14 protein-coding genes are annotated in these 17,168 nt (G+C 44.6%); 5 read left to right on the top strand and 9 right to left on the bottom strand.

Translation table 11 applies throughout. The features are described 5' to 3' along the window. Window positions 1-12: 12 nt before the first annotated feature. The 6 genes from arcC to BVG16_RS28305 form a co-directional block, all read right to left on the bottom strand. The gene (gene arcC, locus BVG16_RS28330) at window positions 13-966 is read right to left on the bottom strand and encodes a carbamate kinase (RefSeq protein ID WP_078502561.1); all 954 of its coding nucleotides are present in this window, start codon (window positions 964-966) and stop codon (window positions 13-15) included. 220 nt (window positions 967-1,186) lie between these two features. Then, window positions 1,187-2,662, bottom strand: a complete 1,476-nt coding sequence (locus BVG16_RS28325) for a cytosine permease (RefSeq protein WP_078502560.1) — start codon at window positions 2,660-2,662, stop codon at window positions 1,187-1,189. A 56-nt stretch (window positions 2,663-2,718) separates the two neighbouring features. Next, window positions 2,719-4,143, bottom strand: coding sequence for a YlbE family protein (locus BVG16_RS28320; protein ID WP_078502559.1), 1,425 nt, complete (start codon window positions 4,141-4,143; stop codon window positions 2,719-2,721). Window positions 4,144-4,145: 2 nt separating this feature from the next. After that, on the bottom strand, window positions 4,146-5,690 hold the full coding sequence (gene fdrA, locus BVG16_RS28315) for an acyl-CoA synthetase FdrA (protein WP_078502558.1): 1,545 nt from the start codon (window positions 5,688-5,690) through the stop codon (window positions 4,146-4,148). Beyond that, a complete protein-coding gene (locus BVG16_RS28310; RefSeq protein ID WP_078502592.1) occupies window positions 5,636-6,571 on the bottom strand; it encodes a DUF2877 domain-containing protein in 936 nt (311 codons plus the stop codon). The genes fdrA and BVG16_RS28310 overlap by 55 nt, the downstream gene beginning before the upstream one ends. Window positions 6,572-6,603: 32 nt before the next feature. Further along, a complete protein-coding gene (locus BVG16_RS28305) occupies window positions 6,604-7,209 on the bottom strand; it encodes an ankyrin repeat domain-containing protein (RefSeq protein WP_078502557.1) in 606 nt (201 codons plus the stop codon). 319 nt (window positions 7,210-7,528) lie between these two features. Between BVG16_RS28305 and BVG16_RS28300 the strand changes: the two genes are divergently transcribed. Beyond that, a complete protein-coding gene (locus BVG16_RS28300) occupies window positions 7,529-9,223 on the top strand; it encodes a PucR family transcriptional regulator (protein ID WP_078502556.1) in 1,695 nt (564 codons plus the stop codon). A gap of 84 nt (window positions 9,224-9,307) precedes the next feature. Here BVG16_RS28300 and murI read toward each other — a convergent pair whose 3' ends face one another. Then, the gene (gene murI / locus BVG16_RS28295; protein WP_078502555.1) at window positions 9,308-10,108 is read right to left on the bottom strand and encodes a glutamate racemase; all 801 of its coding nucleotides are present in this window, start codon (window positions 10,106-10,108) and stop codon (window positions 9,308-9,310) included. A 247-nt stretch (window positions 10,109-10,355) separates the two neighbouring features. On the opposite strand from murI, the gene BVG16_RS28290 reads away from it, so the two are divergent. From BVG16_RS28290 to BVG16_RS28280, 3 genes are all read left to right on the top strand, one after another. Further along, window positions 10,356-10,955 (top strand): TetR/AcrR family transcriptional regulator, encoded by a 600-nt coding sequence (locus BVG16_RS28290; protein WP_078502554.1) that lies wholly within the window; start codon window positions 10,356-10,358, stop codon window positions 10,953-10,955. A 5-nt stretch (window positions 10,956-10,960) separates the two neighbouring features. Next, a complete protein-coding gene (locus BVG16_RS28285; RefSeq protein ID WP_078502553.1) occupies window positions 10,961-11,722 on the top strand; it encodes a glycosyltransferase in 762 nt (253 codons plus the stop codon). 92 nt (window positions 11,723-11,814) lie between these two features. After that, window positions 11,815-12,579, top strand: a complete 765-nt coding sequence (locus tag BVG16_RS28280) for an exodeoxyribonuclease III (RefSeq protein ID WP_078502552.1) — start codon at window positions 11,815-11,817, stop codon at window positions 12,577-12,579. 70 nt (window positions 12,580-12,649) lie between these two features. Here BVG16_RS28280 and BVG16_RS28275 read toward each other — a convergent pair whose 3' ends face one another. Both BVG16_RS28275 and BVG16_RS28270 read right to left on the bottom strand, forming a co-directional pair. After that, window positions 12,650-13,657 carry an ABC transporter substrate-binding protein gene (locus BVG16_RS28275; protein WP_078502551.1) on the bottom strand — a complete coding sequence of 336 codons (1,008 nt, stop codon included), beginning with the start codon at window positions 13,655-13,657 and terminating at the stop codon, window positions 12,650-12,652. A gap of 195 nt (window positions 13,658-13,852) precedes the next feature. Then, window positions 13,853-15,841: a methyl-accepting chemotaxis protein gene (locus BVG16_RS28270; protein ID WP_332888820.1), complete on the bottom strand. Its 1,989-nt coding sequence runs from the start codon at window positions 15,839-15,841 to the stop codon at window positions 13,853-13,855. A 495-nt stretch (window positions 15,842-16,336) separates the two neighbouring features. On the opposite strand from BVG16_RS28270, the gene BVG16_RS28265 reads away from it, so the two are divergent. After that, window positions 16,337-16,993 carry a DUF2306 domain-containing protein gene (locus BVG16_RS28265; RefSeq protein ID WP_078502550.1) on the top strand — a complete coding sequence of 219 codons (657 nt, stop codon included), beginning with the start codon at window positions 16,337-16,339 and terminating at the stop codon, window positions 16,991-16,993. The last annotated feature ends 175 nt before the right edge of the window (window positions 16,994-17,168 follow it).

The raw sequence follows: 17,168 nt of genomic DNA, 5'->3' as shown, positions 1-17,168 counted from the left end.
AAAATGAGTAAATTAAGCCTTGATAATATGCGTACCTGCCTTTTCGTTCATGGCATCTTTCAAGCTTTCTGGATTCGTAATAATGACCCGGGAGCCATTGTTATCGAGGAAATTCAGACTCGCTTCGATTTTAGGCAGCATACTTCCTGGTGCAAAATGATTTTCTGCGATGTATTGCTTCGTTTCTTCGACAGTAATTTTCTCCAGCGCCTTCTGATCCGGCTTGCCGAAGTTGATACATACGCGGGATACGCCCGTTGTAATGATCAATGTCTCCGCTTGAACTTGCTCCGCTAATAAGCTGGTTGCGAAGTCTTTATCGATCACGGCATCAATGCCATCATACGTGTTATCTCCCGTCTTCACGACAGGAATACCGCCGCCGCCAACAGCAATGACCACATAATCCGCATCAATTAACGATTTAATCGCATCCTTCTCCACGATATCAATCGGTTTTGGGGAAGGAACGACTCTGCGGTAACCACGACCTGAATCCTCGATCATGATCCAATCTGGATGCTCGGTTTTCATCACTTCCGCTTGTTCCACGGTAAAGAAGGAACCGACCGGCTTGGTAGGATTCAAGAAATTAGGATCATCTTTACTGACTTCGACCTGTGTGATCACACTTGCAACCTTTTTCTTAATGCCGCGCTTTGCAAACTCATTCGTTAGAGCTTGCTGAATTTGATAGCCGATTCCGCCTTGGGTATCTGCAACACAATTTACGAGCGGAATCGTGGGCATCCCTCTCACTTCATTAGCAATCTCAACACGTTGCATTGCGAACCCTACTTGTGGGCCGTTACCATGCGTTACGACGACTTTATAGCCTTCTTGAACCATATCCGCAATATTCACGACCGTCTCGCGTACGGCTTCATATTGATCTTGAATCGTATCGCGACCGTTATCTCGAACCAACGAGTTGCCTCCGATGGCAACAATAACTAATTTACTCATGAAATACCTCCTGTGATTTTTAGACCTTGTGTATGAAGTTATTACCCTATTAAGATGAAGTGCTGCAGGCGGAATCGCCGATATAGCACCGATTTTCGAAGCTAAGATACCTAACATAATGAATAAGATATTTTATGTGTTATTTTGACATCTAAGAAGGATGAAATCGTATGGATACGCCCACGCGAAGTGAGCATATCCACGGGTATACGCCTTACAACTAGACCGTTGTAATAGGTTCGTCCGTGTGGACGATGGTTTGTTTGTTCAATCTGTAGGTGAGTGCATAGAGCACGCCTGAAATAATAAGACCGCTTAGAAATGCTGATTTGCTGATGGCTGCTAACACAGCCACATCCTTGAAGATCGCGCCGGATAAAGTAATGAAGAAGCTGATCACGAGTACTGCGCAGGCAACCACGTTATAACCGCTCTTATACTCGCCATTATCGCCTTTTTTCAAATAGATCGTAGATAAATCCAGCTTTCTCTTACGCTCTAAGAAGAAGCTTGCTAGCATAATGCCTGTAATCGGTCCATACATGGAGCCAATGAAGCTGTAGAACATATACAAGGCTTGCGTACCGTTGACGAGCTTCCAAGGCAAGATCATTGTTCCGATGATTGCTGTAAGAATCGCTGCTGTTTTGACATTAAACAATTTAGGGAACAAGGCTGTCATTTGTAAGCCGGATGGTAATAAGTTGCCGAATACAACATAGCTTGTTGACGCAATATTTAACGTTAAGAGCAACACAATGACGATGAATGGGTTACCGATTTGGTCAATTGCCGCTACGATATTAAATCCTTCGACGCCAAAGGCAATTTGCGTACCTACGAGCAACCCTACACTTGTAATACCGAATAGAATATACGATGCGAGCATGCCGATCGGTAGACCAATCGCTGGAGCTTTATCCGTTTTCGCACGTTGCGTAAGGTCCGCAATATTCACGACCGGACCGCCCCAGTTCGATACTAATGCACTAACACAAGCAATAAATACTAAAGGACTGGATGTCGGTTCTGCAGGCACATAATCAAAGATTGGACCGAATCCGCCTGCTACACTAATCGCCCAAATGGCTGCGCCAACGATGAAGATATAAATGATCGGTGAAGACCATTTACTAAACAAGCTAAGGATTTCCATACCGCCTAAGAACAATCCTACGGTAAGCACCCATAAGAAAATATAGGAGATCATCGTCGGAAAATCTAAACCGATAAAGTTAAATCCAGGAACCATGTCCATGTAGCTCGGGAAGATCTTCGTGAAAATAACGTTAAAGGATTGTGCACCAATAATCGTCTTGGTTCCGAAGAATACAACCCCGGCTATTAGCCCTCGGCATATGGCAGGAAGCACGGAGCCTTTGACCCCAAAGGAGCTCCGAAGCAACATGGAATAGCCGATTCCATATTTCGTTCCCGCGTAACCGTTCAACACATAACCGATCGATACGATGATAGCTGCCGTCATAACCGCCCATAATACTTGTGGAACGGATAAGCCTAATACAAAAAATCCGGCTACTGTCATATACGACATCAGGTTATGCACAGCGCCCATCCAAACTGTAATGTAGTTGAAGATACCCCAGTCTCTTTTGTCAGGGGATTTTGGCAAAATATCCTCTGCATATCCATACGACTTGAATTCTTCGATACTACGATTGTTGACCTGTTCCATATCTATTCACCTATCTCCCTTTAAGATGAAAAATTGAGTGCATTGCCAAGCAGGTATTAATTCATCTTTTCACTTAAAGCAAGTAAAGCTTTCTCAAAGGCTTCCATCGGAGGATACGTGATCCCCGCACCAATCATCCCGATCCCTGCATCTTTGTGGGCAATCGCTGTATTGATCACCGGAAGAATTCCCGTTTGAATGACATTTCTTGCATCAATTCCGGTCGCGATCCCGCTGAAGTTCAACAATGGAATCGTTACATTTGGGTTTTCTGTCGTTGTGATTTCTTTCATTTTGGTCGAGAAGCCTAATGCTTCATCCACGGTACCGCCGACAAGTGCTACGATCGCCGGAGCGGCTGCCATCGCGAATCCACCGATACCATACGTTTCTGTAATCGCACTATCGCCAATATCCAAGCCGGAATCCTCTGGTTTGTAGCCTGCGAACATCGGTCCTACAACCTTTTGCGCAGGGCCTGTGAACCATGTGTTGCCAGCCATACCGCTGACACGAATACCGAACTCCACACCGTTACGAGCCATCGTTGTTACAATCGTACTGTTCTCAATGCCGTGCGCTGCATCTAATGCACATTTACACAAAGCCATCCATGTTGGGCCGGAGAAGTAGTCACTGCTTGCGACAAAATCGAATACTTCTCGTTTTTGTTCCGTAGTGAAGTTCGTCTCCAGAATGAATGGTGTCAACGCTTGGATTAACAAGCTTGTACCCGCATTGTTACGGTTATGGCACTCATCCCCCATGTGAAGGGCTTGCGCAAGCATTAAGCGCAAATCGATACCGTTCGACAATTTCATGGCATCGCGAAGCATGGGACCCAATACGTCTCTCATCCAGTTCAGACGCGCAATAACCGTCTCGTCATTTGCACCCATACGCAAGATTTTGGACATTTGCTCACTTAAGTTCGTGTAAGCGATATTGCCGTACGTTTTGTTCTCTACAATGTGCATGAACATCGAAGCGGATGTAACGCCCGCCATGGAGCCTACGCAGTTGTGCTCGTGACACGGAGCAAATGTGATTTGACCCGATGCGGCAACTGCTGCAGCTTCTTCCAAGTCTTTCGCTAAGCCTTCAAATACAATCGCGCCTGTAACCGCGCCTTTCATGGCACCATTCATGCGATCCCAAGTAATCGGAGGACCCGAGTGAAGGATGGTTGTCTTCGTCATCCCTGGCACGCAATTGATTGCTTGATCAAAGCCGATAAGAATAGGCTGGGAGTTCACGATACGCTCTACAGCTAATTTGTTCGCTGCTTCGATTTTCTCCAAAAGCTCAGCATTCTCAAGCTTATCTAGAGCTGCAATCAATTCTGGCTTTCCCCCGCCTGGCGGTTTCCACTCCAAGTGTGCCGCAGTAGCGTTCTGCTTCAAGATATCGTCTTTGAAGAACTCGATACCTACGTTTATCGCTGAGATTTTGCTATTAAAAAGTTCATTAATTTTACTCATGGTTAGGCCCCTTTCACGACGAATTCTCTGGATAGCAACCCTGCGTTGGTACTGCTGCTTGCGATCGTAACACCTGCATCCATCAATTTGTTGACTTGGTCTTCCATTTTTGGATTGTCTAGATCGGTTCCGAGTACATAACCCAAGATTTCTAGATGTCTTCCTTCTTTCTCAGCCCATTGCTTCGCTTCGATAATCGCAGGAAGCATCACGCCTACCGGATCTTCATGAGATCCAAATCCGAGAATGAAGTCCATGACGATAACGCCGACCGATGGATCTTTCGCTTCTTGCAAGAATCTTACGATACGAGTCGAAGGATCAATCATCGGATGCGGCTTTCCATTCGTGAAATCATCATCGCCTAGATCAAGGAATGTGTGCTCTTGGCTGACATGAAGGTCTTTCAGTTGATAGTCCGCGTTCTTCTGAATGTTGCTGTATACGTTATCGAACTTCTCCATGGCGATATACATCGCTTCATCACAGAGTGTACCGCCGCAGAATAAACCGCGAATGTACTTTTGTTCCGGAGTTAATTTGGCACGAACTTCTTCCACGAGCGGAATGTTCAATGCGCGTTTGTTAATCGTGCTCTCATCCGCGCCAGCTAGAACAACGGCTTTCAGAGCAGCTTCCTTGGATGTTTTGGCGAAATGTCCGCCTGCTGCAACCACGGATTCTTCCGTTCCGCCGATGAAGTAGACCACCACGGGTTTTTTGCATTGTTTAATTTGAGCAAGCACCTTTTTCTCCACGCTTGTTGCCGGTGGCTTGGAAATCAATACGATCACTTTTGTCGCATCGTCTTCATCAAGCGCTTTCATTCCGTCGAGCATCATGATCCCGCCGACTTGTTCGCTCAAATCGCGTCCGCCCGTTCCAATCAATTGCGTAATACCGCCGCCGAAGTCATGGATACGTACGCTAACTTCTTGACTACCTGTGCCGGAAGCGCCGACGATACCGATACTGCCTTTTCTTACGGCATTACCGAAGCATAGGGCAACATTGCCAAGAATGGCTGTACCGCAATCCGGACCCATAAGGAGAAGGCCTTTTTCATGTGCAAATTGCTTCAATGCAATTTCATCTTCAATGCTTACATTATCGCTGAATAGCATGACATGCAGATCATTTTCAAGTGCTTTTCTTGCTTCACGAGCCGCATATGCGCCGTTGACCGAAATGACAGCCAAGTTCGCTTCAGGAATACTTTTGGCAGCCGAGTCGATCGTTGCATACTTGATTTCGCTGCTTCCTGCAGGAGCGCTTTTCTTCTTGAACAATTCTTCGATCGCTACGAATGCGCTTTCACAGAGCTCGTCTGTAGCAGCCTTGACGACGATCATCAAATCACTTGTTTTGGCTTCTTCAAGCTCTGGTGTAATCAGTCCAACGTTACGCAAAACTTCTTTATTCATTTCCGTGCCCATCGCGACAACGGCTTGTTCAACGCCTTCGATCTGGTTGGCTTTGGTTGACAAAGACATCAACGATACGGAATCAAAATACGTGCTTTGTTTGATGACAACTTTGGTAGACATATCTTACCTCCACGATGTATATTGATCTCCAATCCCCGCACAAGACCTGTTGCAATATCTGTGCCGGATGAAGATCCGATATTCAATACACGATCCAATGCGAGCAGCAATTCCTCTTGGCTCCCCGCTATAAGAGCGTGAAGCAATCCGAGAATCGACTCTCTTACGCGGCCAAGGGATGCTTTCTTCATGGCCATGTAGCTAATTTCATTCGTTAAGCCTTGAGCCTCCTGCACGACGCGTGCCGAGAAATCGGTCCATTCGCTGCAAGGACTGTTTGGCATGTTGAAAATTGTAAATAAACCCACTAAAAAATCATCACCCGATGGCGTTAAGCCCGGACCCAAACCTACAAGTCGAACAGCCATGTCGAATGCTGTGGACATCTCATGTCGTAGTAATGCTGTAAGGAGCATTTCCGATCGTTCAAGGAGCATGCTGGATACTGCCTCTTCAAACATCCGATGGGATGGCAACGGCTTTTTCATACCGCCGCGTGTGCCATGCATGTCCATGTGCCTATTCATTTTAGCAACATTTTTTTTCAATAATTCGACATCTGTGGGATAGCTCGGTACGATGCTTTCCCACAGCTTCGCATGATCCATCGCAATCACTAATTTGGAACCAATATTTATCCGATTATGGGCAACTTGCACAGAATCGTTCATGTTAATTCCCAATTCGCCAAAACTATTCACATCAATAACCAATGTGTTGGGTGCATTATCCACGCGATGACAGGCCAACGTATAGAGCTCTCCATTTTCCAGACACATCACGTTGATGGTCTTATCAAAAACGCTATGCACATACCCGCTGAACTCCGAACGCTGCAATCGCTCGATCATACCCAACTCACCAGAAATGGCTTGAATCATCAGTTTCACCTTCGTTTATGTTGAACGAATGATTAGGCACCCGCTGCTAGAAGAATGTTCTCGATTTCCGTAAATCCTTTGCTTCTTGCCAGCTCAATCGGCGGCACGCCATATTTATCAACCATGTGAACGTTCGCACCATGCTCGATTAACAATTTAATAATCGTTTGCTGCTTCTCCCCGCCGTCATTCAAAATAATAGCTTCGATAAGTGGAGTCCAGCCGCAAATATTCGTATGGTTAACGTTGATATCTGTTGTCGTTAGGAGCTCACGAACCACTTCGACATGTCCCTTTTCACTTGCCGGGGTAATGCCTACGCCGCCAAAACGAGTCAACAGTTCAACGTTGGCATTCGCTTTTATCATCATTTTGACAAGCTCTAATTTGCCATTAATACAACCGAACAAGAACGGATTGAAGCACGTCTCATCCTGCAAATCAACATTGGCCCCAGCTTGCACAAGGAATTCAACCGCATCCAATTGATCGTTCATGGCAGCCACTAAAATAGCTGTTCTCTTCTGTTTGTTGCGTGCGTTAATGTCCACACCTTGCTCTAGGCACTTCTTCAGCGTGTCGATCTCACCTTTACCCGCTGCTTCCAAAAATTGTTGAACGAAGTTCAATTCCGACATGTTGTTACCTCCATAGTTTTAGTAGCGCAGTCCCATGACACCTGCTTTGAAACCATCAGACATTTGATAAGTTTCATGAAATTGTTACAATCAATAAATACACGCCTTGAGGGTTGTGTTATATTGACGGTGAATCAACGAGCTACCCCCCTTACCAGAAATTAGGAAGTGAAATATTTAACAAGCTTTTGTTTACAGCCTAATTGTAGACCTGAATACAGGAATGGTCATTGGTTACCAGAACTAAAAAGAAGCCTCCTGCATTGTGCAGGTTGCACAATAATCGTTTTTTGCAGTTTATGTCGAAGGAGTGCGAACAATGTTAACCATTAGAGATCTACTCCAATTGAAATCCATCGATGGCATCAAAGTCGTGGCGGGCGAGCAAGGGCTGGATAATGTCATATCCATCGTCAATATTATGGAAAATCCGGACTCATTCGACTGGCTTACCTCTAACGAATTACTGTTATCGACGGGTTATATTTTCAAAGATAATGCAGCACTTCAGAACAACATTATTAAAGAACTGTCGGAGATCAATTGCTCCGGTTTATGTATCAAGATGAAACGTTATTTCGATAAAATTCCGCAAAATATGATCGATCACGCCAATAAATACGGGCTGCCGTTATTAGAGCTCCCCTTCGGTTATCCGTTGTCGAAAGTGATCTCGATCATCAATGAAAAAGCGGCAGGACGTTATGATTTGTTGAACCGAAGAACGCTGGATATGCACAATATTTTATTCCGAATTGCCTTAGAAGGAGGAGGAATCGAACGGATTTCTTCGGAACTGTCCGAGACGATCCACAATCCTATTGTTTTCCTCGATCGAGACTGGAATTTGCTGTACTATACAGATCTGGACAATAACGAAATTCCGCTCGAATCCTGTCTTAATTTAGTACGCAACCGTCCCGTTTTTACGAGAGAATTTATTGAAAGCGTGCCGCAAAATATCAGTCAAATGAAGAAATCAATCAAGCGTATCTTCCATACGAAAGGGCTCGAAATTAAGTGTCGAATCCTCCCCGTCGCCGTAGCGAATTATATTTATGGCTATATCGTCGTTTGGCAGACGGTCCGTGAATTGACAGAGTTCGACTACATCGTCCTGGAGCAGGCATCGACCATTATGGCGCTGGAACGTATTAAGGCGAAGGAAATTGAGGAAGTCAAACTGAAGATTCGACAGGATTTCTTCGATGATTTGCTGACGGGTAAAATTACATCGAGCGACACGCTTCAAACCTTATGTGATTTGCATGGGTTGAACTCGCATTATATGTATTACTGTATGGTCATTAACATTGAGCAGATCGAGTTAGAGAACTATGAGGACATCGTCGTACGGAAATACGAATTAGATAATATGGCGAAGAAATGTGTGGATTTGGTCTATGAATATGCGGGGAAATCCAGCGGAGAAGTCACCTGTTTCTATCGGAACAATAGGGTCATCATTCTTGTGGGACAGAATGAATATAAACCGATGATTTCCGTAAGCGAGGCGAAGACATACGGGAATGCTCTTCATGACAAGCTTACGGCGGCTCTGAAAAAAACCACCTTCTATATCGGTATCGGAAGACAGTATAAACACATCAGTTCCTTGCACAAGAGTTTTTCCGAAGCGCACGAGGCCATTCGGTTGATGCAGAAATTTGACGGAAAAGGAGAAGTGTCGCATTTTGAGGATTATTCGGTGTACCACTTCCTGGATTCCAACATTAAGACGATGGAGCTGGAGGACTTTTTCCTGAAATGCCTGGGGAAAATTTACGATCATGACAATACCCATGGAACGAGTCTGATGATTACGCTCGAAAATTATTTCATGTACAACCATAATGTCAGTGAAGCAGCGAAGGCGATGTTCATTCATCGGAACACGTTCATCTATCGGGTTGAAAAGATCAAAGAGATTCTAAATACCGACTTCAAGAACGCTGAAGAACTGCTGCAAATTCAATTAGCACTAAAAGTCTACCGATTATTAAATAAGGTGTAAAAAAAGGCCAGACCAAACAAAGGCCGAAGCCTCTCTGCAGAAGAGAATGGCTTCGGCCTTTCCTATGTTTTTGATTTCATGTAATCACGATCTGAGCGTCTCTTCTGCTTGCACATCCATACCTCGCAGAAGCGCAAGCGCCGTCTGCATTTTGTCGAGATAGGCAGGATCGCCTCCAGAACACATAAAGCGTACATCCCCGCTTCCTTTGCCGACAGGGATACCGTACCGGCTCAGCAAAGCAGCAAGCCGTCTTACCGTTCCAGCATTGCCGTCAACGATTTGGATATGCGGTGGCAAGATCTCACGGAGAATATCCTTATAATACGGATAATGTGTACAACCAAGCACGACAATACCATAATCATTCAAATGATAATCTGCCAGCTTCGCACGGAAATATTCTCCCAGAATCCGTCGATCAAACTGCAGAGATTCACAATATTTCACAAGCTCAGGCAGCGGCAGAGAATCTACAATCCCCTCTTCATCCACACGCGATACGAGCGCATAGTACTTAGGCTGTTGCAAGGTCAAAGGCGTAGCGAATACCAATACCCGCTTCCCTGTTGCGTGATTCATTTCCACGGCTGGTTTCACCGCAGGCTCCATACCGATGATCGGCAAGGAATACATCGACCTAAGCTCTTGAATCGCAATACTGGTTGCTGTGTTGCAGGCGACCACCAGTGCATCGATGCCTTCTTTCATCATCATCTCTACACTCTCAAGGATGTACGACCTCACATCTTCCTTCGATTTGGTTCCATAAGGGACATGGAGCGTATCAGCCATAAAGAGATAGTTCTCAGCAGGAAGCCGCCGAAGCGATTCCGCGAGTACTGTAAGCCCGCCAATGCCCGAATCAAAAAAACCGATTGTCACGAGTCATCAATCCCTAATATTTGTAGTCATAAGATATACCTAGCATATCGTGACATGAGCTCTACGGCAAGATTAATCTGTAGCCTTAATAACTCCATACGCAGTTCGATTTTCTACCTAACCGCTGTTTTTCACCACAAATCCATGCCTCTCCTATTTTTTATTGGAAAATTATTGAAATACAACCCTTCTTGATATACAATAAATTAAACCGGATAGTCGGTTTAATTAGAAGGGGCTATTTTATATGACGAAACGAAATTATGATGCACATCAAACGAAAATAAACATTATGGAAACGGCCATGAAGTTATTTGCTGCCAAAGGATATGCAGATACGTCGATTGATGATATCTGTCAACAATCCGGAAGCAGCAAAGGCAGTATGTACTACCATTTCAAGAGTAAAGAACAGTTATTTCTCGCCCTTGCCGAAGATGCTTTCACGAAATCCTGGGATCATTGGTTGGAATGCTCCTCATCCCTTACCTCAGCTACAGCCAAGTTGTATGCCTATGCCGATTATTTCGTGGATCATCATAACCGCCCATTAAATAAGGCAGGAGAAGAGTTTATCGCGAAAATCGGACCTAACTCTGAAGCTGGACAGAAGTTTTTCGTCATTCTCATGCGAGTTATCGACGATATGGAATCCATCGTAAAGGAGGGGATCGCAGCCAAGGAATTCAAACATGAGGACCCTAAGGAGCTTGCATTTATCATCATGAGTTACTTCTCAGGGCTAAGTGACAGCTACTTATTCATGAACCGTGAGCAGATGAAACAATTGTTCCACAACGCAACGAGGTTGTTACTAGAAGGTATAACATCTGATAAGGGAGATTGATGTTTATGACCGATACAACGTTCGCTCGATCCAATCCGCAAGTTCCTGTGAAATTCTCCATCTTAATTCCTGCACATAATGAAGAACATTACATTCCTAAATGTCTTCAATCCATTGCGACGGCTGCGTTACCTTTTCCCAACCAAGTCGAAGTTATTGTTATCCTAAACCGATGTACAGATCGAACCGAAGAAATTGCTCGTTCATTCGGCTGCATCACCCTGAAGAATGACTCTAAAAATTTGTCGAAAATCCGCAACGCGGGGGCGCAAATCGCGAATGGGGAGTATCTCGTTACCATTGATGCCGACAGTCAAATGACAGATCTCATGCTTGTAGAAATAGATCGACATTTGTCTCTTGGAACTTACATTGGCGGTGGTGTCGCTGGCAAATTTGAGCGGGTCTCTCTGGGGATTATCGTATCCGCGATTTTACTGATTGTCCCTCTTCTCATCAAATACGGCGCAGTTTCTGTCGGAATCTTCTGGTGTCGAAAGATAGACTTTGATGCTATCGGAGGATTTAACGAACGGATGCTGATGGCGGAGGACGCTGATTTTGCTCATCGACTCAAAAAGTGGGGCAAACAGCAACACAAAAAATACGGGACGATTAAAAAGGCTCAAATGATTACTTCCTGTCGGAAGTTCGATAAATATGGCGATTGGGGGGTCGTAAAAAAGCCTTCCATCATCTGGGCTTATCTCAAAGGGACAGATCGTACTTACGCAGATGAGACATACTATGAAGATCAGGGCCGATGAAGTCATGCACCGGAATAAAAAGGGTGAACCGTGAACCTATGATTCTATGATAAACTAGTAGACATATCAAGCTACGACAAGGGGAAATGATCATGAAGCTAGTATCATGGAACGTTAATGGTCTACGGGCCTGTGTGAATAAAGGATTCCTCGATTATTTCAACGCTGTGGATGCAGATATCTTCTGCATTCAGGAATCGAAGCTCCAAGAGGGGCAAATCAGCCTAGAATTAAGCGAGGAATATTCGCAATACTGGAATTATGCGGTGAAGAAGGGGTATTCGGGTACGGCGATTTTCACACGAATGAAGCCCTTATCCGTACGTTATGGCATTGAAGAAGATGAAGAACCTGAAGGCCGAATCATTACATTAGAGTTCGATACCTTCTATATAGTGACCGTATATACGCCGAATGCCAAACGTGATCTCGCACGACTCGACTATCGATTGGAATGGGAAGATCGGTTCCGCGAGTACCTTCTTCAGTTGGACAGCGTGAAACCTGTCATTATCTGCGGCGATTTGAACGTCGCCCATCAAGCCATGGACTTGAAGAACCCGAAATCGAATGAAGGCAACTCTGGATTTACCCCTCAAGAACGGGGCAAAATGACACAACTGCTCGATTCCGGTTTTGTGGATTCATTTCGTCACCTCTATCCAGACCGGACCGATGCCTATTCATGGTGGTCTTATATGCCTAAGATCAGAGAGCGGAACGTCGGTTGGCGGATCGACTATTTCCTCGTCTCTTCCCGACTTGGTTCACTCATTACGGATGCTCATATTGATTCACAGATCATGGGCAGCGACCACTGTCCTGTCATTCTGGAGATCGAAGATATCCACGTATAGAACATTATATGCGCAAAAAACCAGCCCACCTTGGCTTACGTCCTAGGTGGGCTGGTTCTCTATGAGCAACTTACTTTTTATTCTCTTGGCTTCGCTTCATCAACATATCCACGAATAGATCAATTTGTCCGGTAATCGCAATCGGATCATAGCGATAGAACGTATCGAAATCGTTATAGAAAATTTGGTTGTCCTTCACGGCTTTCACATTTCTCCATACACCCGATTCTTTCAGTTTCTTCAACTCATCTCCCTTTTTCTCAGGGTCATAGGTTGTTAGGAACATGTAATCCGCGCCATACTCCGGAAGCACTTCCAAGGAGAGCTGCGTCGTTTGACCATTCCCTGACAGCTTCTCAGGCATTTTGAATCCAAGCGCTTTATACACGGCTTGACCGCCGCGGCCCGCATTATCGCCAAAAATCCACAGCTCGCCTTTATCGGTCAACTCATAGAGTCCCGCAGTCGCATTCGGGTCAACGATACCCTTCAGCTTCTCGCGGCCTTCTGCTGCTTTCTTATCGAATGCTGCAATGAAATCTTCCGCCTTTTGCGGCTCGCCTACCAAATCTCCAAATAATTTCACGGTGTCATAAATATTCGTAGCGGTTCCATACGGGATATGTACCGTTGGTGCGATTTTGGACAATGCATCATAGCTATCGTCATACATCACAACAATTAAGTCCGGGTTTAACGCTAACGTTTTCTCGGCATTAATTGGTGCCCCTACATCCGCTGCATCTTTTAACTGATCTTTGATAAAAGGATTGTCGAATGCCGTAGGTTCAACGCCGACAACATTCGCGCCAACTGACAGCAATTCGCCGCCATAATAATCGGTAACGATGCGGAGCGGCTTGGTAGGGATTTTAACGATTCCCTTATCTGTCTTATAATCGCGGAATTCTGCTGCTGGTGTTGTCTCCTTTGATGTTGACGTTTCGGTCGTAGATGGTTTGTCTGCCGTTTCGGATGCGGCATTGCTGCTCGTGTTATTGCCGCCGCATGCCGTGACCATCAGTGATAATAGCAAGATGATCGCGGTTCCGATAAAAAATGATTTTTTCTTTTTCATAAGTGCCCCCTAAAAATGGTGTTGATTATCTTATCATTAATCATATTATTATTGATAATGATTATCATTATTGATTGAATAATAGCAGATTCGTTTAATTTCTGTCAATATATATCCATAACCGGTGCCCCCTCTATGACAAAAAAGATCGAAAATCCTGTTTTAAGGGATCTCCGATCTTCTAGCATTGACCTTCTAATAGGTAAATCGATTAATCATCTGCTTCAGTTCATCAGATAAGGAGGAGAGAGATTGCGCCGAGGCCGATATTTCTTCCATGGAGGCTAATTGCTCCTCAGCCGAGGCAGCAACTTCTTCCGACGTAGCCGCATTTCCCTTGGCAATCATGGCAAGTTCATTGGCAACCGCGGTTACTTCCTGAATTCCTGCCGATATCTGCTGCGTGATGGCCGATACTTCATCAATATGCGGGGAAGTCTCCTGCATGCTGGACATAATGAATTCGAACTTGTGAATAGTTGCATTCGACACGCTCAACCCGTCCTCAACGTCTTGTGTTACTTTCTCCATCGTATCTACCGTATCGCGTGTCTCCCGCTGGATTTCTTGAATGAGATCCGTAATTTGCTGCGCCGATCCTTGCGATTGCTCCGCCAGCTTACGCACCTCGTCCGCAACGACAGCAAATCCACGTCCATTTTCCCCCGCTCTCGCCGCTTCAATGGCTGCATTCAAAGCAAGCAAATTGGTCTGTTGTGAAATTTCACGAATAATGTCGGATATAGCCCCGATTTGTTTCGAACGTTCATATAAGGATTTGATCATACGATCCGACTGCGCAACGGAATCCTGGATGGAGTTCATTTGGGCAACCACTTGACCCACGGAAGCACCGCCCTCAACGGCTTGTTCTGTCGCATGCTTCGAGAGATCTGACAACAATTGGACACGATCCACAATACTCACCACGCCCTGTGAGACCTCATTCAATGCTTGCGCTGTATGGTCCACACCGGTTGTCTGCTTCTCGGCGCTGCTCGCAATTTCCTGTACTGCCATGGTCACTTGCTCGGTGGCCTCGCTTGTCTGCTCTGCACTTGCCGTTAACTGATCAGATGAGGCTGATACCAGTATTGCTCGCTGTTCCACCTCTTGAATCAAGGAACGGAGATTTTGCTGCATATCACGAAAAGCCCGTCCAAGATGACCGATCTCATCATCGGAATGTATCGTAATCTCTTCTGTAAGAATGCCTTGGCTCACCGTGACGGCATGATTTTTCAATTGAGTGATTGGTCTAATAATGGATTTCAGAACGAAATAAATAATGATAAACCCTACTAATAAGCACAACGCAATAACGATGATATTATTCATATAAATCGGTTTCGTTGCCTCTTCGATCTCGGCAGAGGGCATCGATCCCGCTACCTTCCAGCCTGTTAGATAATTTGTCGTGTACATCATATTATTGGCTTGTCCCTCTAACTCGTAACCGAATTGGCCAGAAGCCAGCTTATACATTTGACCGTAGAAACTTTCCTGTGGTGCCGTCCCTGCTTTCTCCGTCGGATGCACCACGAATTTCTGCTGTTGGTCCAGAATCATCACGTATCCATTTTTACCAATACTGACCGTGCTCGTTAATTTCTTAATATAATCCATACTTAAATCGATAGAAATAACTCCAGTACCATCTGCTGTCGTCTTCGCAATTGTTACGACGGTTTTACCGGAATTCACTGAAATATAGGGATTTGTTATGATCGCTTCCCCTTTGCTTGCCATCGCGATTTTATACCAATCTCTTGTTCTTGGATCGAACCCTGCCTTTACTTCCTGCTTAGGAGATCGAATATACAAGCCTGTATCCGTCCCTAAGGCAATAATCGATGCTTCGGGGTGCATACCCATATAGGTATCAAAATAGCTGCTAACTTCCGGACTGTCCTGCCCTTTATACATAGATGATTGAATCTTTTTCGATAGATAATCCACATCATCCATTTTGGGTTGAATGTTACTGCTAATGATGGAATCAATTAATTTGACATTATTCGCAGCGCTAAGCATAATTTGCTTATCCATTTCAGTATGTGCTTGGTTGTACGCAAGAATCCCGATCATCATCGAAGGAACGACAAGAATCAGCACGAATGTGGATAACAGCTTGGTCTTAAAGTTATTACTAGCCAATTTCTTTAGCTTCATTTTCATTTTCATTTCATATCAGCCTCTCTATCTTGGTGGAAGGAAAAAATGAATATACACCTAAATTTCAAAAGTTACGCGAAGCAAGATGCCGTAAACCCGGATGCGAAAGCAACTGACACTCCTCCTAACCTATGAGAACATCCGGTTGAATTTATCGGGTAACAACGTTATACGTCATAAACGCTTGAAAAAAGCCCCGATCCGTAGATGGGGCATACCGCTTACTGCCTTACTTCATAGGATGTCTTACAACATGAGTCTGTTCATCTTTTTGCTATATATCGCCTTCGAAATTCAGGTAGATCGATTTCCCAACTTATACCCAATCCCTTTTATCGGTTAATACGAGGCATTAAATTAGAAAAATGAGGTAATGTTTAGATTAACATTGGAAATCCCGCTATACATAAGGACTTGAATATCCCTGATAAAAACTCTATATTTTTCATATTGCATGTCCTTCTTTCTTTCGACTGTAAATTACACCAATATATGAGGTCATTCATGAAAATTAAAAAGCATTTATATCCGATCATGATTATCGTATCCGTGTTATATATCTTGTATGTCACGTACATGAATCTGTTCTATGATCCGCAGGCTACTTCTTTCCTTCGTCATAAAATAAACCTGCAACGTCCCTTGCATATCCCGATCTGGTTGAATGTGATGTATATTCATGTGATCTTCGCGTGCTTAGCAATGCTTGCCGGGGCCATCAATTTCTCCAAACACACGCAGCGCAAATTCCGCAAATTTCATAGAATGAACGGCTATCTCTACGTCATCTCCGTCTGTATGGTCGACATCACCTCGGGTTACATGGCACCTTTCTCGACAGCAGGGAAAATAAACAGCATCGCCTTTAACGCCGTGAATATGATTTGGCTGGCAATGACGATAATGGCGCTCGTCTATATTAAGCGCAAGCAACCGGTCAAGCATCGTCATTGGATGGTGCGCAGCTATGCGTTTTGTTTTACGAATTTATTCATTCATCTCTTCACGTTTATCCTCCATAACGGAACAGGGCTCCCCTATGAACTCAGTTACACGATTGGGGTGTATGGTGCGATATTCACGAATCTCGTGTTAGCTGAAATCGTTATTCGCTATATTATGACAAACGCTGTGAACCAACAAGAAGAGTCTACAGCATAGACTGAATCACATATGCAATGTCCATATAGGAGGGTCTGCTATAATAAACAACAACACACTAATTGATAATGATTATCACAAGGAGAGAACCTATGCCATTATCCTCTTCGACTTTCAAAGAGTCCGCCCCTGTCCTCCCTCCATTCCATGTGCCCATACGTATGTTCAGATTGGG

This window comes from Paenibacillus selenitireducens, from assembly GCF_002021565.1.
In the GTDB taxonomy this organism is placed as follows: Bacteria; Bacillota; Bacilli; order Paenibacillales; family Paenibacillaceae; genus Paenibacillus_K; species Paenibacillus_K selenitireducens.
Note: the sequence above shows the minus strand (reverse complement) of the source record. Positions and strands in the feature narration are given on the sequence as shown.

Bases quoted from the DNA above. Each gene is read 5' to 3' on its own strand.
- arcC (WP_078502561.1), bottom strand. From the start codon at position 966: ATGAGTAAATTAGTTATTGTTGCCATCGGAGGCAACTCGTTGGTTCGA.
- BVG16_RS28325 (WP_078502560.1), bottom strand. From the start codon at position 2,662: ATGGAACAGGTCAACAATCGTAGTATCGAAGAATTCAAGTCGTATGGA.
- BVG16_RS28320 (WP_078502559.1), bottom strand. From the start codon at position 4,143: ATGAGTAAAATTAATGAACTTTTTAATAGCAAAATCTCAGCGATAAAC.
- fdrA (WP_078502558.1), bottom strand. From the start codon at position 5,690: ATGTCTACCAAAGTTGTCATCAAACAAAGCACGTATTTTGATTCCGTA.
- BVG16_RS28310 (WP_078502592.1), bottom strand. From the start codon at position 6,571: ATGATTCAAGCCATTTCTGGTGAGTTGGGTATGATCGAGCGATTGCAG.
- BVG16_RS28305 (WP_078502557.1), bottom strand. From the start codon at position 7,209: ATGTCGGAATTGAACTTCGTTCAACAATTTTTGGAAGCAGCGGGTAAA.
- BVG16_RS28300 (WP_078502556.1), top strand. From the start codon at position 7,529: ATGTTAACCATTAGAGATCTACTCCAATTGAAATCCATCGATGGCATC.
- BVG16_RS28290 (WP_078502554.1), top strand. From the start codon at position 10,356: ATGACGAAACGAAATTATGATGCACATCAAACGAAAATAAACATTATG.
- BVG16_RS28285 (WP_078502553.1), top strand. From the start codon at position 10,961: ATGACCGATACAACGTTCGCTCGATCCAATCCGCAAGTTCCTGTGAAA.
- BVG16_RS28280 (WP_078502552.1), top strand. From the start codon at position 11,815: ATGAAGCTAGTATCATGGAACGTTAATGGTCTACGGGCCTGTGTGAAT.
- BVG16_RS28275 (WP_078502551.1), bottom strand. From the start codon at position 13,657: ATGAAAAAGAAAAAATCATTTTTTATCGGAACCGCGATCATCTTGCTA.
- BVG16_RS28270 (WP_332888820.1), bottom strand. From the start codon at position 15,841: ATGAAAATGAAAATGAAGCTAAAGAAATTGGCTAGTAATAACTTTAAG.
- BVG16_RS28265 (WP_078502550.1), top strand. From the start codon at position 16,337: ATGAAAATTAAAAAGCATTTATATCCGATCATGATTATCGTATCCGTG.